Genomic DNA, 22,942 nt, shown 5'->3' on the forward strand with positions numbered 1-22,942 from the left:
TCGCAGCGTTACCGCCGCTGCGCCAGCCAGACCGTATGGCCGCCGCACGCCGGGTCTTCGACGACATGCTCTGCGACGGCAAAGTCGTTCGCAGCCAGCAATGCGCGATACTCGGCCGGATCGAGGCTGGCATGGTAGAGCGGTTCGCCCTCGAAGCTGCCGATCGCCTCGCCATGAGCCGGCCCGCTGGTGAAGAGCAGCGCGGCGCCTTCGGTCGCATGCTGGCGAAAGAGCGGAAACATCCGCCGTTGATCCTCGGGCTTCAGATGGAAGAAGCTGTCCCAGGCGATCAGCCCGTCGAAGCGCCGGCCGAGCGACAGGGTCCGCATGTCGGCGACCGCCCAGTCCTGCTGCGGAAAGCGCTCGCGGCAGAGCGCGATCAGAGGCGCAGAGGAATCGATTCCGGTCACGGCGCAGCCGCGCGCGATGAGATGCCTTGCGATCGGCTCGCCCATGCCGCAGCCGATATCGAGGACCGATGGGGCGGCTGGCAGCAGCGACAGAAAGCGATCGAGCCAGCGCATTTCCATCAGCTTGCGGCCGCGTTGGCGGTCATAGGCCGCGGCGTGGCGGGCGTAGAGCGAGACGATGGCGTCGGCGGCGCTGGTCATCGCCCAACTGTAATGCACGCCCGGAGGCCGTGGCCAGCTTGTCAGCTTTCGTGTGGGAGACGCATGCTGACATCACTAGCTTCGCGAGCATGAGAGATCAGATCGCAAGGATAGACCGATGAACGTCCCTTCCAGCCTCAGGACGGCGATGAAGCCGCTCGTCGTCTCCAATGCCGTGCTCGCCCGGGCTGCCGAGGCCATCCCGTCGGAGGCCGATTTTCCGGCGGCCGCGCCCGGCTCGGATTACGACACAGTGCGCCGCATCCTGGCCTACATCACCACAAACTGGCGCCAGCAGCCGACGATCGAGGCGATCGCTGATGCCGCCGGCGCGACGCCGACCGATGTCCACCATCTCTTCCGGCGCTGGTGCGGGCTGACGCCCAAGGCCTTCCTGCAGGCGATCACGCTCGACAACGCCAAGACGCTGCTCGCCTCCTCAGCCAGCATCCTCGACGCCAGCTACGAACTCGGCCTGTCGGGGCCGGGCCGCCTGCACGATCTCTTCGTGACGCATGAGGCGATGTCGCCGGGCGAATGGAAGGCCGGCGGCGAGGGGCTGACCCTGGCCTATGGCTTCCACGCCTCGCCCTTCGGCGAGGCGCTGATCGTCGCCACCGAGCGCGGCCTTGCCGGGCTCGGCTGGGTCTCGAACGAACTCGACGGCGCCAAGGTCGTCGGCGGCCGGGCCGAGGCGCTGGCCGACATGATGCGGCGCTGGCCGCATGCGCAGTACCGGTTCGATCCCGCCGCGACGCAAAGCTATGCCGAGCGCATCTTCTCGCCGGCGAGCTGGTCGTCGGAGACGCCGCTGCGCGTCGTGCTGATCGGCACCGATTTCGAGGTCAGGGTCTGGGAGACGCTGCTGCGGGTGCCGGTCGGCTGCGCCACAACCTATGGCGAGGTCGCAGGCCAGATCGGCAAGCCGAAGGCGGCGCGGGCCGTCGGCGCCGCTGTCGGGCGCAACCCGATCTCCTTCGTCGTGCCCTGCCACCGGGTCATCGGCAAGTCGGGCGCGCTCACCGGCTACCATTGGGGGCTGACGCGCAAGCGCGCCATCCTTGGCTGGGAGGCCGGACAGATCGCCGGTGCGGCGGGGCAGGCCGGCTGACGACGCCGCTTACTGGAGGGGCGCAGGCGGCGGCGCCGCTGCCGGGGCGCGGCGCGGCTGGGCCGGGCGGGCGGTCTCCGGCTTCGGGTCGGGCAGGCCGAGCCGGGCGCGCAGCGAGGCGGCGCGCGCCTCGGTGACGCGGGCGCCGCAGAAGCCATGCGTCGCCTCGCGCGAGAACTCGCGGCAGAGCTGGGTGCGCTCGGAGGAGAACCCGGCCTGCTCGCGCGCGATGGTGCGCTGCTCGGGCAGCGAGACCTTGGCCGACAGCGCCCGGAAGCCCTCGCGCACCGCGGTCTCGGCGCGGCTGCGCTCGCCCTCGAACTCCTTGGCGCGGGCGGGCAGGGTGCGCGCATCCGGCCCCCAGACGCCGCGCGGGTCGATGCGGCAGGAGGCGGCCTCGATCACGCAGGGCTCGCCCGGCTCGACCACCAGCATCGCGCCTTCCAGCACGTCGAAGACGATCGGGCAGGCGGGCGCCTCGAGCTTGTAGCGCGGCAGCCCGGCCGGCCGGCCGAGCGCGGTCAGCGGAATGGCGGCGTCGCCGAAGGAGATCGCGCAGGGCTCGACCAGGTTGGAGACCTGGTAGCCCTCCGCCCGCAGCTTGAGCCCGTAGCCCTCGCCGAGCTTCTCCAGCGTCGCCTCGCCGGCCACGCCGTTGCGGCGCAGGGTGCGGCCGAGGATCGAGGCCTCGGTCGGCAGCTTGATCGCCGGCATGCCGCGCGGCCGGGCCGGGCCGGGGGCTGCGGTCGCCGGCGCGCTCTGCTGCGTGCCGGGCGTGTTGAACGGCTGGGCGCCGGGCAGCTGCATCGGCTGGGCGAGCGCGAGATCCGGCGCGCCGAGGCCGGCCAGCACGGCGAGGGCCGCGAGGCGTCGTGCGGCATGGCTGCGGATCGGGCTCACGGCGGCTCCTGTGCCGGAATGGGGCGTCGATCAGGCATGGAATCGGGGCGGGCGGCGCGCAAGGACATCCCTGCAACACCGGCCGTTAATCATGAGCGCCCGCGCGGCGCGCAGACGGCCATGCGCGGCCGGTCATAATCCGGCTTCGCTCCTTGCAAGCGGCCCGGCACCCTCCCTATATACGCGGCCAGACGGGGGTTTGACGACCGCCGTAGCCGGAATGCCAGGGCTCACAGGCTCTTGGCGCCGGTCGGGACTGAAACCGGCGGAGGAAGCCGGCGGGGGCGACGAGCCCGCGACCGGGGACAGCTGCCAGACGTGGAGATCCCGCATTCGTTCGCCGCGGAAGGTGGGGGCGGAGCGGGGCCATGGGCCGGAGGGCGTGCCGACAGGCACGGATCGCCCGGCGATCTGCTAAATCGAAAGGGATCCCATCCATGGGTAAAGTCATCGGCATCGACCTCGGCACGACCAATTCCTGCGTTGCAGTGATGGAAGGCACCACGCCGAAGGTCATCGAGAATTCCGAGGGCGCGCGCACCACGCCCTCCATCGTCGCCATCACGGATGACGGCGAGCGCCTCGTCGGCCAGCCGGCCAAGCGCCAGGCGGTCACCAATCCCGAGCGTACCTTCTTCGCGATCAAGCGCCTCATCGGCCGCACTTTCGACGATCCGATGACGCAGAAGGACCTGTCGCTCGTCCCCTACAAGATCAAGAAGGCCTCCTCTGGCGACGCCTGGGTCGAGGCCGACGGCAAGGACTATTCGCCCTCGCAGATCTCCGCCTTCACGCTGACGAAGATGAAGGAGACCGCGGAGGCCTATCTCGGCCAGCCGGTCACCCAGGCGGTCATCACCGTCCCGGCCTATTTCAACGACGCCCAGCGCCAGGCCACCAAGGATGCCGGCCGCATCGCCGGCCTCGAGGTGCTGCGCATCATCAACGAGCCGACCGCGGCGGCGCTGGCCTACGGCCTCGACAAGAAGTCGACCGGCACGATCGCGGTCTACGACCTCGGCGGCGGCACCTTCGACGTCTCGATCCTCGAGATCGGCGACGGCGTCTTCGAGGTGAAGTCGACCAATGGCGACACCTTCCTCGGCGGCGAGGACTTCGACATGCGCCTGGTCGAGTACCTGGCGGACGAGTTCAAGCGCGAGCAGGGCATCGACCTGAAGAAGGACAAGCTCGCCCTGCAGCGCCTGAAGGAAGCCGCTGAGAAGGCCAAGATCGAGCTGTCGAGCGCTTCGCAGACCGAGATCAACCTGCCTTACATCACCGCCGACGCCTCCGGGCCGAAGCACCTGGCCATCAAGCTCTCGCGCGCCAAGTTCGAGAGCCTGGTCGACGACCTGATCCAGCGCACCGTCGAGCCCTGCAAGAAGGCGCTCAAGGATGCCGGCCTCACCGCCGGCGACATCGACGAGGTGGTTCTGGTCGGCGGCATGACCCGCATGCCGAAGGTCCAGGAAGTGGTGAAGCAGTTCTTCGGCAAGGAGCCCCACAAGGGCGTCAACCCGGACGAGGTCGTCGCCATCGGCGCCGCGGTCCAGGCCGGCGTGCTGCAGGGCGACGTCAAGGACGTGCTGCTTCTCGACGTGACCCCGCTCTCGCTCGGCATCGAGACGCTGGGCGGCGTGTTCACCCGCCTGATCGACCGCAACACCACGATCCCGACCAAGAAGAGCCAGGTCTTCTCCACCGCCGAGGACAACCAGCAGGCGGTGACGATCCGGGTCTTCCAGGGCGAGCGCGAAATGGCCGCCGACAACAAGATGCTCGGTCAGTTCGACCTGATGGGCATCCCGCCGGCGCCGCGCGGCATGCCGCAGATCGAGGTGACCTTCGACATCGACGCCAACGGCATCGTCTCGGTGACGGCGAAGGACAAGGCCACCGCCAAGGAGCAGCAGATCCGCATCCAGGCGTCCGGTGGCCTGTCCGAGGCCGAGATCCAGAAGATGGTCAAGGACGCCGAGAGCAACGCGGCCGACGACAAGAAGCGCCGCGAGCTGGTCGAGGCCAGGAACCAGGGCGAGAGCCTCGTGCACTCGACCGAGAAGTCGCTGAAGGACTATGGCGACAAGGTTTCGGCCGCCGACAAGACCGCGATCGAGACCGCGCTCGATGCGCTAAAGAGCGCGCTGACCGCCGACGACGCCGAGGCGATCGGGGCCCGCAGCAACGAGCTGATGCAGGCCTCGATGAAGCTCGGCGAGGCGATGTACGCCGCCAGCCAGGCCGAGACCGCGGCCGGCGAGGGTGCGCCCGCCGAGGAGGAAGCCAAGAAGGACGACGTCATCGACGCCGACTTCAAGGATGTCTCCGACGACAAGAAGAGCGCCTGACGGCGTTCTCCGCCGACAGGTGAGGCATGGCCGGGGGCAGCCCCGGCCATTGCCGTCCCGGCGGCGGTTCGACAGACAGGACGAGGCTGGACGGTGCCGCGGCGCGATACGATGCGCGCGAGGCCGTCGCAGGGGCGACTGGTTGAATGTCCAAGCGCGATTACTACGAGATCCTCGGGGTCTCCCGGACCGTGACGGAGGTCGAGCTGAAAAGCTCCTTCCGCAAGCTCGCCATGCAGCATCACCCGGACAAGAACCCGGGCGACAAGCAGGCCGAAATCAAGTTCAAGGAAATCAACGAGGCCTATCAGGTCCTCTCCGACGGGCAGAAGCGCGCCGCCTATGACCGTTTCGGCCATCAGGCCTTCGAGAACGGCGGCGGCGGTGGTGGCGGCGGCCACGCCGACATGTCCGACTTCATGTCGGACATCTTCGAATCCTTCTTCGGCGAGGGCCGGCGCGGCCCGCGCGGCGCCAACACCCGCGAGCGCGGCGCCGACCTGCGCTACAATCTCGAGATCGGCCTCGAGGAGGCCTATGCCGGCAAGAACGAGACGATCCGCGTCCCGACCTCGATCGTCTGCGAGACCTGCTCCGGCACCGGCGCCAAGGCCGGCTCCAAGTCCAGGCCCTGCCCGACCTGTGGCGGCCATGGCCGCGTGCGCGCCAATCAGGGCTTCTTCTCGGTCGAGCGCACCTGCCCGACCTGCGCCGGCCGCGGCGAGATCATCGACGACCCGTGCGGCTCCTGCCAGGGCGCGGGCCGCGTCACCCGCGAGCGCACGCTCTCGGTCAACATCCCGGCCGGCGTCGAGGACGGCACCCGCATCCGGCTCGCAGGCGAGGGCGAGGCGGGCTTGCGCGGCGGGCCGGCGGGCGACCTCTACATCTTCCTCTCGATCAAGCCGCACGCCATCTTCCAGCGCGACGGCGCCGACCTGTTCTGCCGCGTGCCGATCGGGCTGACCTCGGCGGCGCTCGGCGGCGAGATCGAGGTGCCGACGCTCAGCGGCGAGAAGGCGCGGGTGAAGATCCCCGAGGGCACCCAGACGGGCAAGCAGTTCCGCCTCAAGGGCAAGGGCATGAGCGTTCTGCGCTCGCGCGAGCTCGGCGACCTCTACATCCAGGTGCTGGTCGAGACCCCGCAGAAGCTGACGGCGCGCCAGCGCGAGCTGCTGCTGGAGTTCGAGCGCGAGAGCTCGGGCGCGACCCATCCCGAGAGCGCCGGCTTCTTCGGGCGGGTGAAGGACTTCCTCGGCGGGCTCGGCGGCACCGCCTCCTGAGCCCCGCGTTCAGCACTCCATGCTCCATATAAAAAACGCGGCCCGTCGTGAGACGGGCCGCCTTTCTCGTGCGGGACGAGCCTCAGAGCTTGTCGACCGCGTTCTTCACCGTGTCCTTGGCCTTGCCGACGGCCTGCTGGGCCTCGCCCTTGCGCTCCTGCGCGATGCCCTCGGCCTGGAGGCCGGGCTTGTTCATCGCCTTGCCGGCGGCCTGCTTGACGTTGCCGACGGCCTCGTTGGCCATGCCCTTGATCTTGTCGCTGGTGCTGCCCATGACGCTTCTCCTTGCTGACTGGTCCGAAGCGGCCTTGGCTGGCCGTTCCGCAGCAAGAACGTGGTGGGCGCGCCCCGGTTCCCGTCGCCCTGCGCGATTTCGTGCGCAGGAACCGTCGCCATGAAAAACGCCGGCACCCCGAGGGATGCCGGCGCTGCGATGGTCAGAAGCTGCCGGCGCGGTTCAGAGGCCGAGCTTCTTCTTGCGCTGGCCGAGCGTGCGCAGGCGCAGCGCGTTCAGCTTGATGAAGCCGGCAGCGTCGCGATGGTCGTAGGCGACCGCGCCTTCCTCGAAGGTGACGAGGTCCTGGTCGTAGAGCGAATAGGGGCTGGAGCGGCCGATGACGTGGACGCCGCCCTTGTAAAGCTTGAGCCGCACCTGGCCGGTGACGAACTCCTGGCTCTTGTCGATCAGCGCCTGCAGCATCTCGCGCTCCGGCGAGAACCAGAAGCCGTTATAGATCAGCTCCGCATATTGCGGCATCAGCTGGTCCTTGAGATGGGCGGCGCCGCGGTCGAGCGTGATCGACTCGATGGCGCGGTGCGCGGCGATCAGGATCGTGCCGCCGGGCGTCTCGTACATGCCGCGGCTCTTCATGCCGACGAAGCGGTTCTCGACCAGGTCGAGCCGGCCGATGCCGTTGTCGCGGCCGAGTTCGTTGAGCCTGGTCAGGAGGCTCGCCGGCGAGAGCTTGACGCCGTCGATGGCCACCGCGTCGCCGCGCTCGAAATCGATGGTGACCACGGTCGGGCTGTCGGGCGCCTCCTCGGGCGAGACGGTGCGCGAGAACACGTAGTCCGGCACCTCCTGCGCCGGATCCTCCAGCACCTTGCCCTCGGAGGAGACGTGCAGCAGGTTCGCGTCGGTCGAGAACGGCGCCTCGCCGCGCTTGTCCTTGGCGATCGGGATCTGGTGCTGCTCGGCGAAGGCGATCAGCTGCTCGCGCGAGCGCAGGTTCCATTCGCGCCAGGGCGCGATGACGTGCACGTCGGGCTTCAGCGCATAGGCCGTCAGCTCGAAGCGGACCTGGTCGTTGCCCTTGCCGGTGGCGCCGTGGGAGACGGCGTCGGCGCCGACCTTTTCGGCGATCTCAATCAGCTTCTTGCCGATGAGCGGCCGGGCGATCGAGGTGCCGAGCAGATAGACGCCCTCATAGGCGGCATTGGCGCGGAACATCGGGAAGACGTAGTCGCGGACGAATTCCTCGCGCAGGTCCTCGATGAAGATGTTCTCCGGCTTGATGCCGAGCAGCAGGGCCTTCTGGCGCGCCGGCTCCAGCTCCTCGCCCTGGCCGAGATCGGCCGTGAAAGTGACGACCTCGCAGTTGTAGGTGGTCTGCAGCCACTTGAGGATGATCGAGGTGTCGAGTCCGCCCGAATAGGCGAGCACGACCTTGTTCACGCGCTTGTCGGCCATCGACTGGTCTTCCTGCTGTCGCGATGCGGGGGATCCCGCGTCTTCATGTGAGATCGCGGCGCCAGACGGCCGCAATTCGGACTCAAGGGCGCACTATCCCAGCCCTACCGGCGACGCAATCGGAACCTTTTGATCGGTCGTGCGTCGTTTGGAAATGGGCTGAGCACGAGGCCGCTCCCGCGCGGGCGAAACACGCCCTCCGTTGGGGGCCGGTCGCCCTGGTCGAGAAGTGCGGACTCGCGCGGGCGAGGGCCGAAGATGGAGGCCTGATGGCGAATCGTCCCGTTCTGGATTTCTGGTACGAGTTCGCCTCGACCTATTCCTGCCTGAGCGCGCTGCGCATCGAGGAGCTGGCTGACAAGGCCGGCGTCGCGATCCGCTGGCGGCCCTTCCTGCTGGGCGCGATCTTCGCCGCCCAGGGTAATGGCAAGGCGCCCTTCAGCCTGTCCGCCAACAAGGCCCGCTATCTGTGGCGCGACGTGACCCGCAGCGCCGCGCGCGACGGCTACGCCATCGTCATGCCGGAGGGCTTTCCGCAGAACGCGCTCTCGGCGGCGCGCGTCGCCATGGCCGGGCGCGAGGCCGGCTGGCTGCCGGCCTTCTCCAAGGCGCTGTTCCGCGCCCAGTTCTGCGAGGGGCGCAACATCGCCGAAGAGGCGGTGCTGACCGCGGCGCTGCGCGAGGCCGGAACCGACCCGTCCGTGGCGCTGGCCGCGGCGCGCAATGGCGACGTCAAGGCGCGGCTCAAGGCCGAGACCGAGCTCGCCAATTCGCTCGGCATGTTCGGCGCGCCGACCTTCGTCACCGAGGATGGCGAGCTGTTTTGGGGCAATGACCGGCTCGAGGAAGCCCTGGCCTGGGCCCGCGACGGGCGCTGAGGCGCCCGCGCCGATCCGCTACTGCACGCTGGGGACGACCGGCGCCTTGGGGCGCCGCGTCAGCGGCGCCACCGGGCGCTCGGTGCGGTACTGGCCGCGTGCGATCGCGGTGAACAGCAGCGCGACGGCGGTCAGCGTCATCAGCCACCAGGTCTGGAACGAGGCGAAGCCGAGCGCCGCCAGCGAGAAAGCCGTGACATAGGCGGCGACGCCGCCGGCCGCGAGCGCGCCCGGCATGTGGCCCGCGGCGCGGATGGCGAAATACAGCGCCAGTGCCGCTGTGCTCGCCCCGACAAGGCCGAGCTCGTACCAGGTCTCGAACAGGATGGTGGTCGGCGCCTCCAGCGGCAGCACGCCGGTGATGCGGCCGCGCAGCACCGTGTCGAGCCCATGGCCGGTGATGAGCTGGATCGGCCGCGTCGAGATGATGTCGGCCCAGATGTCGAGGCCGAGCGCCACCGTGCTGAAGGCGTTCGGCACCAGCCGCAGGAAGGGCAGCAGCAGGAAGGGCAGCAGCGGCGCCAGCATTATCAGCGAGGCGGTGACGGCCGCGACCAGCCGCGCGCCGAAGCGGCGATTGGCGGCGACGACGCCGAAGGCGATCGCGCCGAACAGCATGGCGGCGGCCTCGCCGTCCTCGTAGCGGGTGACGGCGAGCACGCCGACGACCAGCGCGAGGCCGAGCGCGGTCAGGCCGCGCTCGCGCGAGAGCAGCCAGGCCAGGGCCGGCCAGGACATGATCAGGATGACGCTGACGCCGCGCTCGACGCTGCCGGCGGCGTCCGTGGCGCGGGCGCCCGAGGGGCCGAGCGTCTCGGTCAGCAGCAGGCCGATCGCCAGGATCGAGGCCAGGCCGGTGCCGAGCGCCGCCAGGTTGAGGTTCGAGGCGCGCATGCGCTCGGGCAGCGCAGCGGCACCGGAGAAGCCGAGGCCGATCGCCAGGAAGAGATTGGCGGCCTTGTCGCTGGCCGAGCCGGTGAACGGGCTCCAGACCAGCGAGAGCACCGCCCAGCCGACGAGGCCGAGCAGGATCAGGCCCGGGCGGCTGGTGAGCGAGCCCTTGAGATTGGCGCCGAACCAGCGCGGCGCCTCGATCAGCGCGGCGATCACCAGCAGCACCACGCCGATCGGCACCAGGATCACCGCGGCGCGGCGCGAGATCAGCGAGGCGAGCGGCAGGACCAGCGCCAGGATGGCGAAGCCGATGCGGCGCAGCAGCAGCGCGGCGTCGGCGGCGGGATCGAGCATGGTTTGAGACGGGCGGTTCATCGGCGATGGCTGTCCAGGCACGGGATCTCCTCTCCGGAAACTCCACCGGCAACCGTCCCGATGCGGACCCTAGCGCCTGTTCCGCGCCAGGGCTGTAGGGGATGCGCAACAGTGCCGCGGCTTCTCGCCCGCCTGACTCTGGACGCTCGCGCGGCTTCCGTGAGAAGAAGAGGGTGTCATGACACCGTCCTTCGCCGCCATCGTCTACGAGCAGGGTTTCGCCATCGACAGCCTGATGGCGCAGGTGGTCGAGCGCCTGAAGGCGGGCTCGCTGCGCCTCGGCGGCGTCGTCCAGCGGAATTCCGGCGATTGCGACGGCGTCTGCGACGAGATGGCGCTCGTCGACGTCGCTTCCGGAACCCTCTATCCGATCAGCCAGGCCCGCGGCGCCGGCGGCACGGGCTGCCGCCTCGACGCGGCCGGCCTGGCCGAGGCGGGCGGGGCGGTCGCGCGCGCGCTCAGCGAGGGCGTGGACCTCGTCCTGGTCAATCGCTTCGGCAAGCAGGAAGCGCTCGGCCACGGCCTGCGGGCCGAGATCGCCGCCGGCTGCCTCTCCGGCCGGCCGCTGCTCACCGCCGTCCGCCGCGATCATCTCGTCGACTGGGAGGCCTTCGCCGGCGAGGACTGGCAGCGCCTGCCGCCGGATGTCGAGCCGGTGGCCCGCTGGGCGCTGACGGCGACGGGCCGCGCGTGAGGTCGGCCCTGCCGCGCGCGGCGCCTGCCGCCCCGCGCCACCTGCTGCTGGCGGGCGGAGCCGCCGCCCTCATCCTTCTGGGGCTCGTCATCCTTCTGATCTGGCCGGCCGGCGACGGCGAGACCGCCACGGCGACGGCGCAGGCATCGCCCGCCGCCGCCGATCCGGCCGCTGCGGATACGGGCCAGCTAGGCCGCCTCCGCTCGGGGCTCGTGCAGGACATCCGGGCCGGTGCCGTCACGGTCGACCGCTATGGCGGCTGGGTCGCGATCCGGGTGGCCGAGGCCGCCAGCTTCGCGCCGGGACAAGCGGCCCTGCTCGACGGCTTCGCCGATCTCGGCCGGCGCATCGCCGCGCTCGCCGAGCGGGAGGGCGGGCCGGTGCGCGTCGGCGGCCATGGTGACGACCGGCCGCTGCCCAAGGGGTCGGCCTTTCCCGATGCGGACAGCCTGTCGCGGGCGCGGGCGGAAGCGGTGGCGGGCCTGCTCGGCACCCATCTCGCCGACGCCTCGCGGCTGTCGGTGCAGGGCTACGGCGCCGCCGAGCCGATCGCGGTCAATGCCGGCCCCGAGGGGCGGGCCCGCAACCGGCGCGTCGAGATCCTGCTGCGCCGGACGGAGTGAGCCGGCCGCGCCGCCGCCTCACTCGATGACGATGCGCGGCGCCTGGCGGGGCGTGCCGGCGAGCTGCGCCTGAACCTGCCGCGCCAGCATCAGATAGGCCTTGGCGTGCGGGCTCTCGGGATCGCTCGCGACGATCGGCCGGCCGCCATCCGAGGTCTCGCGGATCGGCATGGCGAGCGGGATCTCGCCGAGGAAGGGCACGCCGAGCCGCTCCGCCTCGTGGCGGGCGCCGCCATGGGCGAAGATGTCCGAGCGGTGGCCGCAGGCCGGGCAAACGAAATAGCTCATGTTCTCGACGACCCCGAGGATCGGCACCTCGACCTTGCGGAACATCGCCACGCCGCGGCGCGCGTCGAGCAGAGCGAGGTCCTGCGGCGTCGAGACAATGACGGCGCCGGCCAGCGGCGTCTGCTGCGCCATGGTCAGCTGCGCGTCGCCGGTGCCGGGCGGCATGTCGACCACCAGCACGTCGAGCTCGCCCCAGGCGACCTCGCGCAGCATCTGGGTGATGGCCGAGATCACCATCGGCCCGCGCCAGATCATCGGCGTCTCCTCGTCGACGAGGAAGCCGATCGACATGATCTTGAGCCCATGCGCCTCCATCGGCGCCAAAGTGCGGCCGGAGACCACGCGCGGCTTGCCGCTGATGCCGAAGATCTTCGGCACCGAAGGGCCGTAAATGTCGGCGTCGAGCACGCCGACGCGCAGGCCGAGCCTCGACAGGCCGACCGCGAGATTGGCCGTGGTCGTCGACTTGCCGACGCCGCCTTTGCCGCTCGCCACCGCGATGATCTGCTTCACGCCCGGCACGCCGGCCGCCTTCGGCACCGCCCCGCCGGGGCCGGCCTGGGCCTGGCGACGCGCCTGCGCCGCCGCCGAGGGCGCAGCTCCGGCCGGCTTGTCGGCGGTGAGGCCGACAAGCACCTGGCTCACGCCCGGCAGGCCGCCGACCGCGCTCTCGGCCGCCTTGCGCACCGGCTCCATCGCCTGCGCCTCCGTGGCGTCGATGCCGATGGCGAAGATCACCTTGCCGCCGTCGATCAGCACGTCGCCGATGCGCCCGGAGGCGGCCAGCGATTGGCCGCCGGCCGGCAGCTTCACCAGCTCGAGGGCGCGCATCACGTCGTTTCGGCTCAGGGCCATGGTCGGCCTCCTCGGTCGGGGATCAGGCGGCGGCCTTGCGGATGTGGAAGACGAGCAGCTCGCCCTCGGCCGCGCTGTGCTCGATGCTGGCCCCGGCCTCGCGCATCAGGCTGGGAATGTCGATGGCCGCCATCGGGTCGGTGCAGGTGACGACCAGCAGGTCGCCCGGCCGCGCCGTGCCCAGCGCCTTGCGCACGCGCAGTGCCGGCAGCGGGCATTTCAGACCGCGCAGGTCGAGCGGCGTCGGCGAAGCAAGGGTGGGCATGGTCATGAAGACGGGCTTTCGGCGGCTCGGCCGGTCGGACCCCGTCTTCATAGGACGGGCCGTCGCCGCCCGGCAACCGCGCGTTTCGACGCGGCGCGGGCTCAGTCGCGGCGGAAGATCACGGTGGCGAGCCAGCCGAACAGCAGGGCGAGCGCGGCCGTCATGATGCCGTAGAGTAGCGAGCGCTCATGCGCGGCCGAGGCCAGGCTCTGCTCCATGCCGGTCTTCACCACCTCGAAATTCGTGGTCTGCCGCGCCAGCGGCACGCCGCCGGCATAGAGCACGACCTCGACCTCGTAGGAGCCCGTCGGCGCCGTCGCCGGCACCCGGATCGGCGCGCTGAACAGCGAGGGCGACAGGAAGGTCACGCCGCGCTCGTCCTGTGCGTAGAGCTCCTTGTCCTGCATCAGCCGGATGAGCGCGTCGCGATAGGGGCCGATCCCGAACTCGAAGGCCTGTCCGGAGGGAACGCGCTGGGCATTGGCGAGGCCGACGCGCTCGCGCCGGGCCACGTCCTCGGAGAACATCTCCTTGATCGGCCGGTTGCTGGCGACCGAGATATAGATCGGCCGCTCGGGGAAGCGCCGCTGCTGGCGGTTGATCCAGACCGGGCCGACGCGCTCCTTCTCGCGCACGATCAGCATGCGCGGCGGGCCGCGCACCGTGACGACGATGTCGTAGGGGTCGCCGCGGGCCGCGGTGCGCCCCTCGCGCTCGACCAGCCCGAACACGGTGAGCTGCGCGCCGGTATAGTTCGAGGAGATGGTGATGCGGTGCGAGGACAGCGCCGCGATCAGGGTCTCGGCCGCGGCCGGCGCGGCCTGGAGGGCGCAGGCGAGACCGGCGACGAGGGCGCAGAGCAGCCGGCGGGTCATCGCGCGCTCTCCGGCAGCACGACCGAATAGGGGTCGTTCGGCGGCAGGAACAGCTCGACGCCGAAGCGCAGCCCGACCGAGAGGATCAGCAGCGCCAGCAGCAGGCGGAACGAGCCGGCATTGAGGTTGCGCGCGGCGCGCCCGCCGAACTGCGCGCCGATCACGCCGCCGATCAGCAGCAGAATCGCCAGGATGATGTCTACCGACTGGTTGGTGACCGCGTGCAGGATCGTCGCGCCGGTCATGGTCACGAGGATCTGGAACAGCGAGGTGCCGACCACCACCGCCGGCGGGATGCGGAAGAAGTAGAGCAGCGCCGGCACCAGGATGAAGCCGCCGCCGACGCCGAGCACCGCGCCGATGAAGCCGATCACCACCGCCAGCCCCGCGATCGGCAGCACGCTGGCATAGAGCTGCGAGCGGTAGAAGCGCATGCGCAGCGGCAGCCCCATCCAGGCCGGATGGCTGCCGGCCTTGCGGCGCAGGCGGGCCGGGCGGCCGCCGCGCTCCTTCAGCGCCGCGCGGATCGCGTCGAACAGCATCAGCCCGCCGATGAAGCTGAACAGCGTCACATAGGACAGGTTGATCACCAGCTCGAGCTGGCCGAGGCGGCGCATCGAGTTGAAGAAGAGGACGCCGAGCACCGTGCCGACGATGCCACCGCCGACCAGCACGCCGCCGAGACGCAAATCGAGCGCGTTGCGGCGCCAATAGGTGAGGACTCCGGTGGTCGAGGAGCCCGCGACCTGCGCCGCCACGGTGGCGACCGCGACGGCCGGCGGGATGTCGAGGAAGATCAGCAGCGGGGTCAGCAGAAAGCCGCCGCCGACGCCGAACAGCCCCGAGATGAAGCCGACGGCTCCGCTCAGGCCGAGCACCAGCAGGATGCTGATCGGCAGTTCTGCAATCGGTAGATAGATCTGCACCCGACTAAATCCCGTCGTCCGTCCGACGCCTTAGCCATGCGAAGGCGTCCAAACGGTGACGATAGAACCAAAACCTTTCCGGATTTACCCGGTTCGGAGCTGGTTTTTCTCTGGCGTGGCGGCCGGGCCGCGGCGTTAGCCGCGACTTGGGCGCGCCGGCTTCTTCGGCGGGGTCGGCGCGCTGTCCCAGCCCTCGGCCGGCGCGGCGACTTCGTTGGCGACCGCCTCCAGCGCCTTCGGCTTCCAGCTTTCGGCGGCGGCTTTGGCGCCGGCGAGCTCGGCCGCCGGCAGGCGGGCTGCGACCTCGTCGCGCTTGCGGGCGGCGTCCTCGTCGCCCTGGGACGCGGCGATGGCGAACCAGCGATAGGACTGCGCCATGTCGGCCGGCGCCCCGAGCCCGCGCCCGAGCAGGATGGCGAGGTTGTACTGGCTGTCGCGCACGCCGAGCTCGGCCGCGCGGCGGAACCACTGTGCGGCAGTGGCGTAGTCGGGCTTGCCGTCGACGCCCTCGGCATGGAGCACGGCGAGATTGTGCATCGCCTTGGCGTTGCCGCTCTCGGCCGCGCGCCCGTACCAGACGCGGGCGAGCGCCGGGTCGCGGGTGGTGCCGATGCCCTTCTCGAACATGTTGCCGAGGCGGAACTGCGCCGGGGCGAGCCCGGCGACGGCGGCGCGCTCGAACAGCTTCAACGCCAGCTGCGGATCGCGGACGGTGCCGGGCGTGTCGGCGGCGCGGGTCGCCAGCTCGTAGACGGCGCGGGCGTCGCCGGCGAGCGCGGCCTTGCGCAGCCCGGCCGTGCCGAGCGTCGGCGGCAGGTCGCCGAGCCCGGTCACGGCGGCGATCGGCTCCGGGCCGGCGGCCGGTGGCAGCGAGGCGACGGTGGTCGGCGTGTCGGCGGTGACGTCGCCGCTCAGCGAGAGCGGGCCGGAGGCCTGGGCCGGGCCGGTGCCGAGCGGCAGCGCGGTCGAAGGGGCGGCGAGCTGGTCCTTGGCCGGGGCCGCGGGCGCCTCGCCGACGGTCTCGGTCGGCTTGGCGGCCGGCTGCGGCGCGGTGGCCTGCAGCGCGCCGGCCTTGTCCTGCGCCGGGGTGACGTCCTTGAGCGAGCCGGTCATGACCTGCGCCGCGCCCATGGCGAGCACCACGGCGGCAAGGCCGAGCAGCAGCGGACGGCGCCGCTTCTCCATGATCTCCTTGAGACGCCCGCCGCTCTGGGCGGGCTTGCCGGCGCGCGCCGGCTCCGGCGTCACGCTCGGCGCGCTGGCGGCGGCCTCGCTGGCCGCCTTGGCCGAGCGACGCGCCGCGGCGATCAGGCTCTGGCGCACCGCGACCGGATCGCTCGGCGAGGCGGGAGACTGCCCGTCGAGCCGGGGTCGGCCGGAGCCGGGCTCCAGCGGCAGGTCGACGCTCTCCAGCGAGGGGCGCTGGCTCGCGGGGCGCTCGGGCGCGGCGGCGGCCGGCACGGCCAGCCTGTCGAGGCCGGGCATGACCGGGCGCTGGCTCGCCGCCTGGCCGCGCTGCGACGGGTCGCGCTCGCCGGCGAGCTCGGCCTCGAGATTGCCGATGCGGGCGATCACGGTTTCCAGCGTGCGCTGCACCGCGCCGATCGCGTCCTGGGTCTGGCGGCCCGATGAGACATGGGTGTCGTGCAGGCCGCTCATCAGGTCGCTGAGCTGGGCGAGGCTGCCGCCCCGGGCCGGCGAGATGTCGGCCACGGCGGCGCGCGCCGCGCGCTCGGCGGCGGCCGCGGTGTCCTCGCGCATCGTCTTCAGATGCGTGACGAGGTCCTGCAGCGTGCGCTCGATGCCGGTCTCGGCGGTGCGGGTCGCGGCCGCCTCGTCGAGGCGGCTGGCGATGCGGCTGATCTGGCGCTCCAGCGCGTCGAAGGAATCGGCACCGGCGCCGGGGCGGCCCGCCTCGTCGATCTTGCTCGCGAGATTGCGCAGCATCTCCTCGACCGGGCGCATGTCGACGCGCGCGACCGGGCCGCTGCCGTCCTCGACCATCTGCGCGAGGCTGTGGGAGGCGGCGAGCGATTCGATGCGCCCGGCCAGCGCCTCGATCTGCCGCTCGATCGCGCCGGTATCCCGGCCGCTCACCGCTTCCATCTGCTGCTGCAGGGCGTCCAGGCGGCTGCCGAGCACGTCCGATGAGCGCTCGGTCAGGTCCTCCAGGCGGATGACCAGCGCCTCGATGCGCTCGCTCAGCGCATCCGAGGCCGGGCGGCCGAGCGCCTGCATCTCGTCGAGGCGGGCGATCAGCTGGGCGATCTGCCCCTCGATCACCGCGGGCTTCATCGCCGGCAGGGTGTCGAGCTTCTGCGCCAGCGACTCGACCTGCCGCGACAGGGCGGCGAGCGGCTTGGCGTCGGCGCCCTGCGTGCGGTCGGAGAGCAGCGTCTCGCGCACGTCCTGGATCGCATCGGACAGGGTGCGCAGCTCGCGCGCTGCCGGCTGCGTCTCACGCAGCTGGCCGATCTCGCCGGAGAGCGCGCCGAGCTGGCGCGAGATGTCGTCGAAGCGCGCGCCGCCGGTCTGGGCGGAGGCCTCGGCCCGCAGCTCGCGGATCTCACGCAGCAGCGGCGCGACCAGTGCCTGGTCGCCGCCGCGCGCCACCAGCGCGTCGACCTTGGCGGCCAGATGCGCGATTTCGAGCTCGAAGCGGTCGAGATTGTCGGCAGAGCGGCCGTCGCCGAGCCGCGCGATCTCGGCTTCCATGCGCGCCAGCGGCTTCAGAACGCTGTCGAGCCGGTCGCGCCCGTCGAGGCGCTCGATCCGGGTGCCGAGGTCGCCGATGGCGCGCTCGAGCGGGCGGAAGGCGGCGCGCTGGTCCTCGGGCGACGGCGCAGGCTGGGCCTGCGGCAGGCGGACGCTGAGCGCGCGCAGTTCCTCGCGCAGTCCGGCGAGCGTCCGGGCCGGGGCCTCGCGCTCGCTCGCGCCGGCCGGCTCGTCGTCGAGCGCGCGCTGGCGGGCGCGGATGTCGGAGACCGCGGCGGCGAGGCCCTCGCGGCTGAGATAGGGGCGGGTGCCGCGCTCGGAGGCGGCGGAGGCGGCGGAGGCGGCGGCGGCGGGCGCACGGGCGGGCTCGACCGCGCGGCGCTCGATCTCGTTCAGCCGCTCGCCCATCGTCTTGATGGCGTCGGCGATGACGGTGGTGGCGCGCTCCTGGCGCTCGGCGGTGACGCGCTCGCTGGCGGCGAGGCGTTGCTCGGTCTTCTCGATCCACTGCGCGATCGAATCGAGCGCGCCGGCGGTGCGGGCGCCGGTGTCGCGGCTCAGCCGCTCGGCCATGGCGGCCTGGGTGATGAAGGCGTCGAGCTCGGCGCGGGAGAGGTCGGCGCGGCTCTGGGCCCGCGGGCGCGGCTCCGGGGCCGGCGTGGTCTGCATCTCGCCCTGCGACAGGCGGGCCAGGCGCTCCGAAAGCGCGGCGATGTCGAGCTGCTCGGGCGGCTGCGCGGCCGGGGCTGCGGCGGCAGGTGCCTCCAGCTCGACGGCCTCGATGCGGATCTTGCTGTCCAGCCATTCGCCGAGCGTCATGCCGGCACGGCGCGCGGCCGCCTTCGCGGCGTCGCGGGTCCGCGGGTCGACGCCCTTCACGCTCCAGGGCAGGCTAGTGGCCATTGTCACGCTCGCCTACGGGGGCCGGTTTCCGAAAGGCCGCCGCGGTCCCCTGAGCCGCAGAGCCTGTCGCGATCGTGGCGGAAATGACCATCCGGTTGACGCCGGCACCGCTTTCGTTCGCAGACCGGATTTTTCGTGGGCACGGTAAACGGACGGTTAATAAACGGCCGCCGGGCGTTAATTATTTGGAAATCTTCGCCCGCACTGCAGCCCTCCGGCACGCCACGTAACGGTAACTTACCCTTGCGGCAGCGTGGATTACCTGACGTAAGGTGCCGTTGCGGCCTATGTGCGGTGCAGCACGAACCGATCCCCCCGAGCGGTTCGGCCCGAACAGTGTTTTTGAAAGATGCTCCCATGCCGCGCCACAGCCTCGCTCTGGCGGCCGCGTCCTCGCATGCAGGCCGCGCCGCGCCCAGTCCGTTCACCGCCGATGCCGGCGCCGAGAGCGGTTTCACCATCAGCGACCTCGCGCGCGATTTCGGCGTGACCCTGCGCACGCTGCGCTTCTACGAGGCGCGCGGCCTGCTCTCGCCGGCGCGCAACGGCATGACCCGCATCTACTCTGCCCGCGACCGCGTCCGGCTCGCGCTGATCCTCAAGGGCAAGCAGCTCGGCTTCACCCTGGTCGAGATCCGCGCCATGCTGGCCGAAGAGGACAAGGCGGCCGAAGGCGGTCATGACGGCGCGGCCTCCGTCGGCGGCCTGCACCTCAGCCGCGAGCAGATCGCCGAGCAGCTCGAGCTGCTGCGCACCCAGCGCGGCGAGATCGAGACCGCGATCGGCGAGCTGGAAGAGACCCTGGCGCGCATGTCGCGCTGAGCCCGCCGCAGGCGGCCTCGCCGCGGACAGGATGACGAGCCCCGGACAGTCCGCTGTCCGGGGCTTTTTCGTTGCGGCGCGCCGGGATCCTCCGGCCGTCGCGCCGCCCGCGCCAGCATGTCGCGCGCTGCCGCCGCTTCGCGCCCCTTGGCATTCGCCCGAAAGACTGTTTATATGTAAACAATAAAGCTGCGGGCCGCATCGTGAGGCGCGCGCGAGGTCACGGACAGATCGGGAGGTTGCGATGCCGGCTTACAAGGCGCCCGTCGAGGACACGCTGTTCCTCCTGAACGACGTCTTCCAGTTCCAGCGCTACAACAACCTGCCGGGCTTCGCCGAGGCGACGCCCGATCTCGTCGAGGCCGTGCTCGGCGAGGGCGCCAGGCTCTGCGAGGAGGTGCTGCAGCCGCTGAACCGCAGCGGCGACCTGGAAGGCTGCACCCGCAAACCCGACGGGACGGTGACGACGCCCAAGGGCTTCAAGGCGGCCTATGAGGCCTTTGCCGGCGGCGGCTGGATCGGGCTGGCGCTCGATCCGGAGTATGGCGGTCAGGGCCTGCCCTACACGCTCGGCGCGATCATGAACGAATACGCCTCGTCGGCGAACATGGCCTTCGCCATGTATCCGGGGCTGACCATGGGCGCGATGGCGGCGCTCAACGTCCATGGTTCCGACGCGCAGAAGCGCACCTATCTGCCGAAGATGGCAGAAGGCGCCTGGTCGGGCACGATGAACCTGACCGAGCCGCATTGCGGCACCGATCTCGGCCTGATCAAGACCAAGGCCGTGCCGCAGGGCGACGGCTCCTACGCCATCACCGGCACCAAGATCTTCATCTCCGCGGGCGAGCAGGACATCACCGAGAACATCGTCCATCTCGTGCTGGCCCGCATCGAGGGGGCCCCGGCCGGCACCAAGGGCATCTCGCTCTTCGTGGTGCCGCGCAACGAGATCGCGGCGGACGGCTCGGTCGGCGCCAACAACAAGGTCACTTGCGGCTCGATCGAGCACAAGATGGGCATCCACGGCAACGCCACCTGCGTCATGAACTATGACGGCGCCCGCGGTTGGCTGGTCGGCGAGGAGAATCGCGGTCTCGCCGCCATGTTCGTGATGATGAACGAGGCCAGGCTCGGCGTCGCCATCCAGGGGCTGGCGCAGTCCGAGGTCGCCTACCAGAACGCGGTGGCCTATGCGAAGGACCGGTTGCAGGGCCGGGCGCTGACCGGGCCGAAGGAGCCCGGCAAGCCGGCCGATCCGCTCTTCGTCCATCCCGACGTGCGCCGCACGCTGATGTCGATCAAGGCCTTCAACGAGGCGGCGCGGGCCTTCGTGATCTGGAACGCGCTGAAGTCGGACGTGGCGCATCGCTCCGCCGACGCGGCCGAGCGGCAGGCCGCCGACGACCAGCTCGGCCTGATGACGCCGGTGCTGAAGGGCGTGCTGACCGATGTCGGCTTCGACAATGCGGTGAAGGCTCAGCAGATCTTCGGGGGGCACGGCTACATCGCCGAGCACGGCATGGAGCAGTTCGTGCGCGATGCCCGCATCGCCATGATCTATGAGGGCGCGAACGGCGTCCAGGCGATGGACCTCGTCGGCCGCAAGCTCGGCCGCGACGGCGGGCGCGCCATCATGGCCTTCTTCAACGAGGTCGGCGGCTTCGTGAAGGCGAACGAGGGCGACGCGGCGCTGAAGCCGCTGCTCGGCCCGCTCGCCGCCTCGCTCGGCCATCTCCAGCAGGCGACGATGTGGTTCATGAACAATGCGCTCGCCAGGCCGGACAATGCCGGCGCCGGCGCCGACGATTACATGCACCTGCTCGGCCTGGTCAGCCTCGGCTATATGTGGGCGCTCATGGCCAAGGCCGCGCAGGAGAAGCTCACCGCCGGCGGCGACGAGCGCCTCGCGGCCAAGCTGGTCACCGCCCGCTTCTTCATGGAGCGCTCGCTGCCAGAGACCGCGGCGCATCTGGCGCGGATCACTGCGGGGGCTGATACCACCATGGCGCTGGAGCCGGAGCTGTTCTGAGCGCAGCGCGAGGTCTTCGTCCATGGCTCGGCCGCATTTGCGTCTGTCCACCGAGTTCGGTGCCGTTATCATCGACCCGAGCGAAGACGATATCGTCGACGTCATGGCAGCGCTGAAGCCCGGCGACGGGCCCGCCTTCGCAATTCTGGCCGAGGACCAGGATTATGGTGATTATGTCCAGGCGGCCGGAGGTCCGGATCCGGAAACAGGCCAGCCGCGCTACTGCATCGAAAGGCGCCGATACGAGCGCGATGATCGCGGGGTTATCGTCAGCCCGGACCGTTATGACCACTTCGCTGCATGCATCCGCGACGAGGCCCGGCCGCTCGGACGGACCTACATCACGACCAACGGATTTCAGGTCAATGTGAGAACCGACGAAGTCCTGCTGCTCGAGGATGCGATCGACGTGTTCAACCAGTTTGTGGAAAGTCGTGACCTGCCAAAGCAGTTCACCTGGAGATCGAACCGCGCGGATGTCGACCGGATCGGAGAGATAGGTCGACAATAATTCTATCGTGTCGTCGTCCCATCCGGGCCGAAGGCCACCAGAGATCGGCGCAAACAAGTCGGAGAACGCCATGGCAGACGCCTTCATCTACGACCATGTCAGGACGCCGCGCGGCAAGGGCAAGGCCGACGGCTCCCTCCACGAGGTGACCGCGATCGAGTTGGGGACGCAGACCCTGCGCGCCATCCGCGAGCGCAATGGGCTCGAGCCGAGCCTCGTCGAGGACGTCGTCATGGGCTGCGTCGATCCGGTCGGCGAGGCCGGGGCCGACATCGCCCGCACCGTCGCGCTCAAGGCCGGCTACGGCCAGCAGGTGCCCGGCGTGCAGATCAACCGCTTCTGCGCCTCGGGGCTCGATGCGGTGAACCTCGCCGCCGCGCAGGTTATGTCCGGCCAGAAGGAGATGGCGATCGGCGGCGGCGTCGAGAGCATGAGCCGTGTCGGCATGGGGGCCTCGGGCTTCGGCATCGCGGTCGATCCCTCGGTGGCGATCGACACCTATTTCATGCCGCAGGGCGTCGCGGCCGATCTGATCGCCACGAAATACGGCTTCTCGCGCGACGATGTAGACGCCTATGCCGTGCGCTCGCACAAGCGCGCCGCCAGGGCCTGGGCCGAGGGGCGTTTCGCGAAGTCGGTGATCCCCGTCACCGACGTCAACGGCCTGATCATTCTCGACCGTGACGAGACCATCCGGCCGAACACCGACATGCAGGCGCTGGCGGCGCTGAAGGCCTCCTTCGTCCAGATGGGCGAGATGGGCGGCTTCGACGCGGTCGCGACCGCTGCGCATCCGGATGTCGAGTTCGTCAACCACGTCCACCACGCCGGCAACTCGTCGGGCATCGTCGATGGTGCCGCGGCCGTGCTCGTCGGCTCGAAGAAGGCGGGCAGGGCCGCCGGCATCAAGCCGCGCGCCCGCATCCGCGCCTTCGCCACCACCGGCTCAGACCTCGCCTTGATGCTGACCGGGCCGGTCGACGTCACCGAGCTGGTGCTGAAGAAGGCCGGCATGACGCCGAAGGACATCGACCTGTTCGAGCTGAACGAGGCCTTCTCCTCGGTGGTGCTGCGCTACCAGCAGGCCTTCGACATCGACGACGAGATCCTCAACGTCAACGGCGGGGCCATCGCCATGGGCCATCCGCTCGGCGCCACCGGCGCGATGATCCTCGGCACCGCGCTCGACGAGCTGGAGCGCACCGGCAAGCAGACTGCGCTTGTGACCTTGTGCGTCGCGGTCGGCATGGGTGTCGCGACCATCATCGAGCGGGTATGAGCCTCGCCGTTTTTCCGGGGCGGCCCGCAGGGCCGAGCCCGGAACCCGTGATCACCGGCCG

Annotated in this window: 20 protein-coding genes; 10 read left to right on the forward strand and 10 right to left on the reverse strand. The window is 70.6% G+C overall.

The window, feature by feature from the left end; translation table 11 throughout:
* Positions 1-8: 8 nt before the first annotated feature.
* Positions 9-611, reverse strand: a complete 603-nt coding sequence (locus tag ABE438_RS11655; protein ID WP_346502787.1) for a class I SAM-dependent DNA methyltransferase — start codon at positions 609-611, stop codon at positions 9-11.
* 118 nt (positions 612-729) lie between these two features.
* Here ABE438_RS11655 and ABE438_RS11660 point away from each other — a divergent pair, with 118 nt between their 5' ends.
* On the forward strand, positions 730-1,722 hold the full coding sequence (locus ABE438_RS11660) for a methylated-DNA--[protein]-cysteine S-methyltransferase (RefSeq protein ID WP_346502788.1): 993 nt from the start codon (positions 730-732) through the stop codon (positions 1,720-1,722).
* Between the two features lie 9 nt (positions 1,723-1,731).
* On the opposite strand, the gene ABE438_RS11665 is transcribed toward ABE438_RS11660, so the two are convergent.
* Positions 1,732-2,622, reverse strand: a complete 891-nt coding sequence (locus tag ABE438_RS11665; RefSeq protein ID WP_346502789.1) for a hypothetical protein — start codon at positions 2,620-2,622, stop codon at positions 1,732-1,734.
* A gap of 437 nt (positions 2,623-3,059) precedes the next feature.
* On the opposite strand from ABE438_RS11665, the gene dnaK reads away from it, so the two are divergent.
* The gene (dnaK, locus tag ABE438_RS11670) at positions 3,060-4,973 is read left to right on the forward strand and encodes a molecular chaperone DnaK (protein WP_346502790.1); all 1,914 of its coding nucleotides are present in this window, start codon (positions 3,060-3,062) and stop codon (positions 4,971-4,973) included.
* Positions 4,974-5,119: 146 nt separating this feature from the next.
* Entirely contained in the window at positions 5,120-6,256 is a 1,137-nt protein-coding gene (gene dnaJ, locus ABE438_RS11675; protein WP_346502791.1) for a molecular chaperone DnaJ, read from the forward strand.
* Positions 6,257-6,338: 82 nt separating this feature from the next.
* Here the strand turns inward: dnaJ and ABE438_RS11680 are convergent, their stop codons facing one another.
* On the reverse strand, positions 6,339-6,530 hold the full coding sequence (locus ABE438_RS11680; protein ID WP_346502792.1) for a CsbD family protein: 192 nt from the start codon (positions 6,528-6,530) through the stop codon (positions 6,339-6,341).
* Positions 6,531-6,713: 183 nt separating this feature from the next.
* Positions 6,714-7,946: an argininosuccinate synthase gene (locus tag ABE438_RS11685; protein ID WP_346502793.1), complete on the reverse strand. Its 1,233-nt coding sequence runs from the start codon at positions 7,944-7,946 to the stop codon at positions 6,714-6,716.
* A 269-nt stretch (positions 7,947-8,215) separates the two neighbouring features.
* Here ABE438_RS11685 and ABE438_RS11690 point away from each other — a divergent pair, with 269 nt between their 5' ends.
* The gene (locus ABE438_RS11690) at positions 8,216-8,824 is read left to right on the forward strand and encodes a 2-hydroxychromene-2-carboxylate isomerase (RefSeq protein ID WP_346502794.1); all 609 of its coding nucleotides are present in this window, start codon (positions 8,216-8,218) and stop codon (positions 8,822-8,824) included.
* An 18-nt stretch (positions 8,825-8,842) separates the two neighbouring features.
* On the opposite strand, the gene ABE438_RS11695 is transcribed toward ABE438_RS11690, so the two are convergent.
* Entirely contained in the window at positions 8,843-10,093 is a 1,251-nt protein-coding gene (locus tag ABE438_RS11695) for a peptide ABC transporter permease (protein WP_346502795.1), read from the reverse strand.
* A 178-nt stretch (positions 10,094-10,271) separates the two neighbouring features.
* On the opposite strand from ABE438_RS11695, the gene ABE438_RS11700 reads away from it, so the two are divergent.
* Positions 10,272-10,787: a DUF2478 domain-containing protein gene (locus ABE438_RS11700; protein ID WP_346502796.1), complete on the forward strand. Its 516-nt coding sequence runs from the start codon at positions 10,272-10,274 to the stop codon at positions 10,785-10,787.
* Positions 10,784-11,410 (forward strand): OmpA family protein, encoded by a 627-nt coding sequence (locus ABE438_RS11705; protein ID WP_346502797.1) that lies wholly within the window; start codon positions 10,784-10,786, stop codon positions 11,408-11,410. Before ABE438_RS11700 ends, ABE438_RS11705 begins: the two co-directional genes overlap by 4 nt.
* A gap of 18 nt (positions 11,411-11,428) precedes the next feature.
* Here the strand turns inward: ABE438_RS11705 and ABE438_RS11710 are convergent, their stop codons facing one another.
* The 5 genes from ABE438_RS11710 to ABE438_RS11730 all read right to left on the reverse strand — a co-directional run bounded on the left by ABE438_RS11710 (position 11,429) and on the right by ABE438_RS11730 (position 18,237).
* On the reverse strand, positions 11,429-12,553 hold the full coding sequence (locus ABE438_RS11710) for an Mrp/NBP35 family ATP-binding protein (protein WP_346502798.1): 1,125 nt from the start codon (positions 12,551-12,553) through the stop codon (positions 11,429-11,431).
* Positions 12,554-12,575: 22 nt separating this feature from the next.
* Positions 12,576-12,824, reverse strand: a complete 249-nt coding sequence (locus ABE438_RS11715) for a sulfurtransferase TusA family protein (protein WP_465248601.1) — start codon at positions 12,822-12,824, stop codon at positions 12,576-12,578.
* 95 nt (positions 12,825-12,919) lie between these two features.
* Entirely contained in the window at positions 12,920-13,693 is a 774-nt protein-coding gene (locus ABE438_RS11720) for a TIGR02186 family protein (RefSeq protein ID WP_346502799.1), read from the reverse strand.
* Entirely contained in the window at positions 13,690-14,619 is a 930-nt protein-coding gene (locus ABE438_RS11725; RefSeq protein ID WP_346502800.1) for a sulfite exporter TauE/SafE family protein, read from the reverse strand. The genes ABE438_RS11720 and ABE438_RS11725 overlap by 4 nt, the downstream gene beginning before the upstream one ends.
* Positions 14,620-14,754: 135 nt before the next feature.
* Complete coding sequence (locus ABE438_RS11730) at positions 14,755-18,237, reverse strand: hypothetical protein (protein ID WP_346502801.1); 3,483 nt, start codon at positions 18,235-18,237, stop codon at positions 14,755-14,757.
* A 357-nt stretch (positions 18,238-18,594) separates the two neighbouring features.
* On the opposite strand from ABE438_RS11730, the gene ABE438_RS11735 reads away from it, so the two are divergent.
* From ABE438_RS11735 to ABE438_RS11750, 4 genes are all read left to right on the forward strand, one after another.
* Positions 18,595-19,059 (forward strand): MerR family transcriptional regulator, encoded by a 465-nt coding sequence (locus ABE438_RS11735; RefSeq protein ID WP_346502802.1) that lies wholly within the window; start codon positions 18,595-18,597, stop codon positions 19,057-19,059.
* Positions 19,060-19,303: 244 nt separating this feature from the next.
* On the forward strand, positions 19,304-21,091 hold the full coding sequence (locus tag ABE438_RS11740) for an acyl-CoA dehydrogenase C-terminal domain-containing protein (RefSeq protein WP_346502803.1): 1,788 nt from the start codon (positions 19,304-19,306) through the stop codon (positions 21,089-21,091).
* Positions 21,092-21,113: 22 nt separating this feature from the next.
* On the forward strand, positions 21,114-21,602 hold the full coding sequence (locus ABE438_RS11745; protein WP_346502804.1) for a hypothetical protein: 489 nt from the start codon (positions 21,114-21,116) through the stop codon (positions 21,600-21,602).
* Between the two features lie 70 nt (positions 21,603-21,672).
* A complete protein-coding gene (locus ABE438_RS11750) occupies positions 21,673-22,881 on the forward strand; it encodes an acetyl-CoA C-acetyltransferase (protein ID WP_346502805.1) in 1,209 nt (402 codons plus the stop codon).
* Positions 22,882-22,942: the final 61 nt, after the last annotated feature.

Source organism: Allobosea sp. TWI1241 (genome assembly GCF_039673065.1).
In the GTDB taxonomy this organism is placed as follows: domain Bacteria; phylum Pseudomonadota; class Alphaproteobacteria; order Rhizobiales; family Beijerinckiaceae; genus Allobosea.

Excerpts from the sequence above, each read along its gene's own strand:
- ABE438_RS11655 (WP_346502787.1), bottom strand. The coding sequence starts at position 611 with ATGACCAGCGCCGCCGACGCCATCGTCTCGCTCTACGCCCGCCACGCC.
- ABE438_RS11660 (WP_346502788.1), top strand. The coding sequence starts at position 730 with ATGAACGTCCCTTCCAGCCTCAGGACGGCGATGAAGCCGCTCGTCGTC.
- dnaK (WP_346502790.1), top strand. The coding sequence starts at position 3,060 with ATGGGTAAAGTCATCGGCATCGACCTCGGCACGACCAATTCCTGCGTT.
- dnaJ (WP_346502791.1), top strand. The coding sequence starts at position 5,120 with ATGTCCAAGCGCGATTACTACGAGATCCTCGGGGTCTCCCGGACCGTG.
- ABE438_RS11680 (WP_346502792.1), bottom strand. The coding sequence starts at position 6,530 with ATGGGCAGCACCAGCGACAAGATCAAGGGCATGGCCAACGAGGCCGTC.
- ABE438_RS11685 (WP_346502793.1), bottom strand. The coding sequence starts at position 7,946 with ATGGCCGACAAGCGCGTGAACAAGGTCGTGCTCGCCTATTCGGGCGGA.
- ABE438_RS11690 (WP_346502794.1), top strand. The coding sequence starts at position 8,216 with ATGGCGAATCGTCCCGTTCTGGATTTCTGGTACGAGTTCGCCTCGACC.
- ABE438_RS11695 (WP_346502795.1), bottom strand. The coding sequence starts at position 10,093 with ATGAACCGCCCGTCTCAAACCATGCTCGATCCCGCCGCCGACGCCGCG.
- ABE438_RS11700 (WP_346502796.1), top strand. The coding sequence starts at position 10,272 with ATGACACCGTCCTTCGCCGCCATCGTCTACGAGCAGGGTTTCGCCATC.
- ABE438_RS11710 (WP_346502798.1), bottom strand. The coding sequence starts at position 12,553 with ATGGCCCTGAGCCGAAACGACGTGATGCGCGCCCTCGAGCTGGTGAAG.
- ABE438_RS11715 (WP_465248601.1), bottom strand. The coding sequence starts at position 12,824 with ATGACCATGCCCACCCTTGCTTCGCCGACGCCGCTCGACCTGCGCGGT.
- ABE438_RS11720 (WP_346502799.1), bottom strand. The coding sequence starts at position 13,693 with ATGACCCGCCGGCTGCTCTGCGCCCTCGTCGCCGGTCTCGCCTGCGCC.
- ABE438_RS11730 (WP_346502801.1), bottom strand. The coding sequence starts at position 18,237 with ATGGCCACTAGCCTGCCCTGGAGCGTGAAGGGCGTCGACCCGCGGACC.
- ABE438_RS11735 (WP_346502802.1), top strand. The coding sequence starts at position 18,595 with ATGCCGCGCCACAGCCTCGCTCTGGCGGCCGCGTCCTCGCATGCAGGC.
- ABE438_RS11740 (WP_346502803.1), top strand. The coding sequence starts at position 19,304 with ATGCCGGCTTACAAGGCGCCCGTCGAGGACACGCTGTTCCTCCTGAAC.
- ABE438_RS11745 (WP_346502804.1), top strand. The coding sequence starts at position 21,114 with ATGGCTCGGCCGCATTTGCGTCTGTCCACCGAGTTCGGTGCCGTTATC.
- ABE438_RS11750 (WP_346502805.1), top strand. The coding sequence starts at position 21,673 with ATGGCAGACGCCTTCATCTACGACCATGTCAGGACGCCGCGCGGCAAG.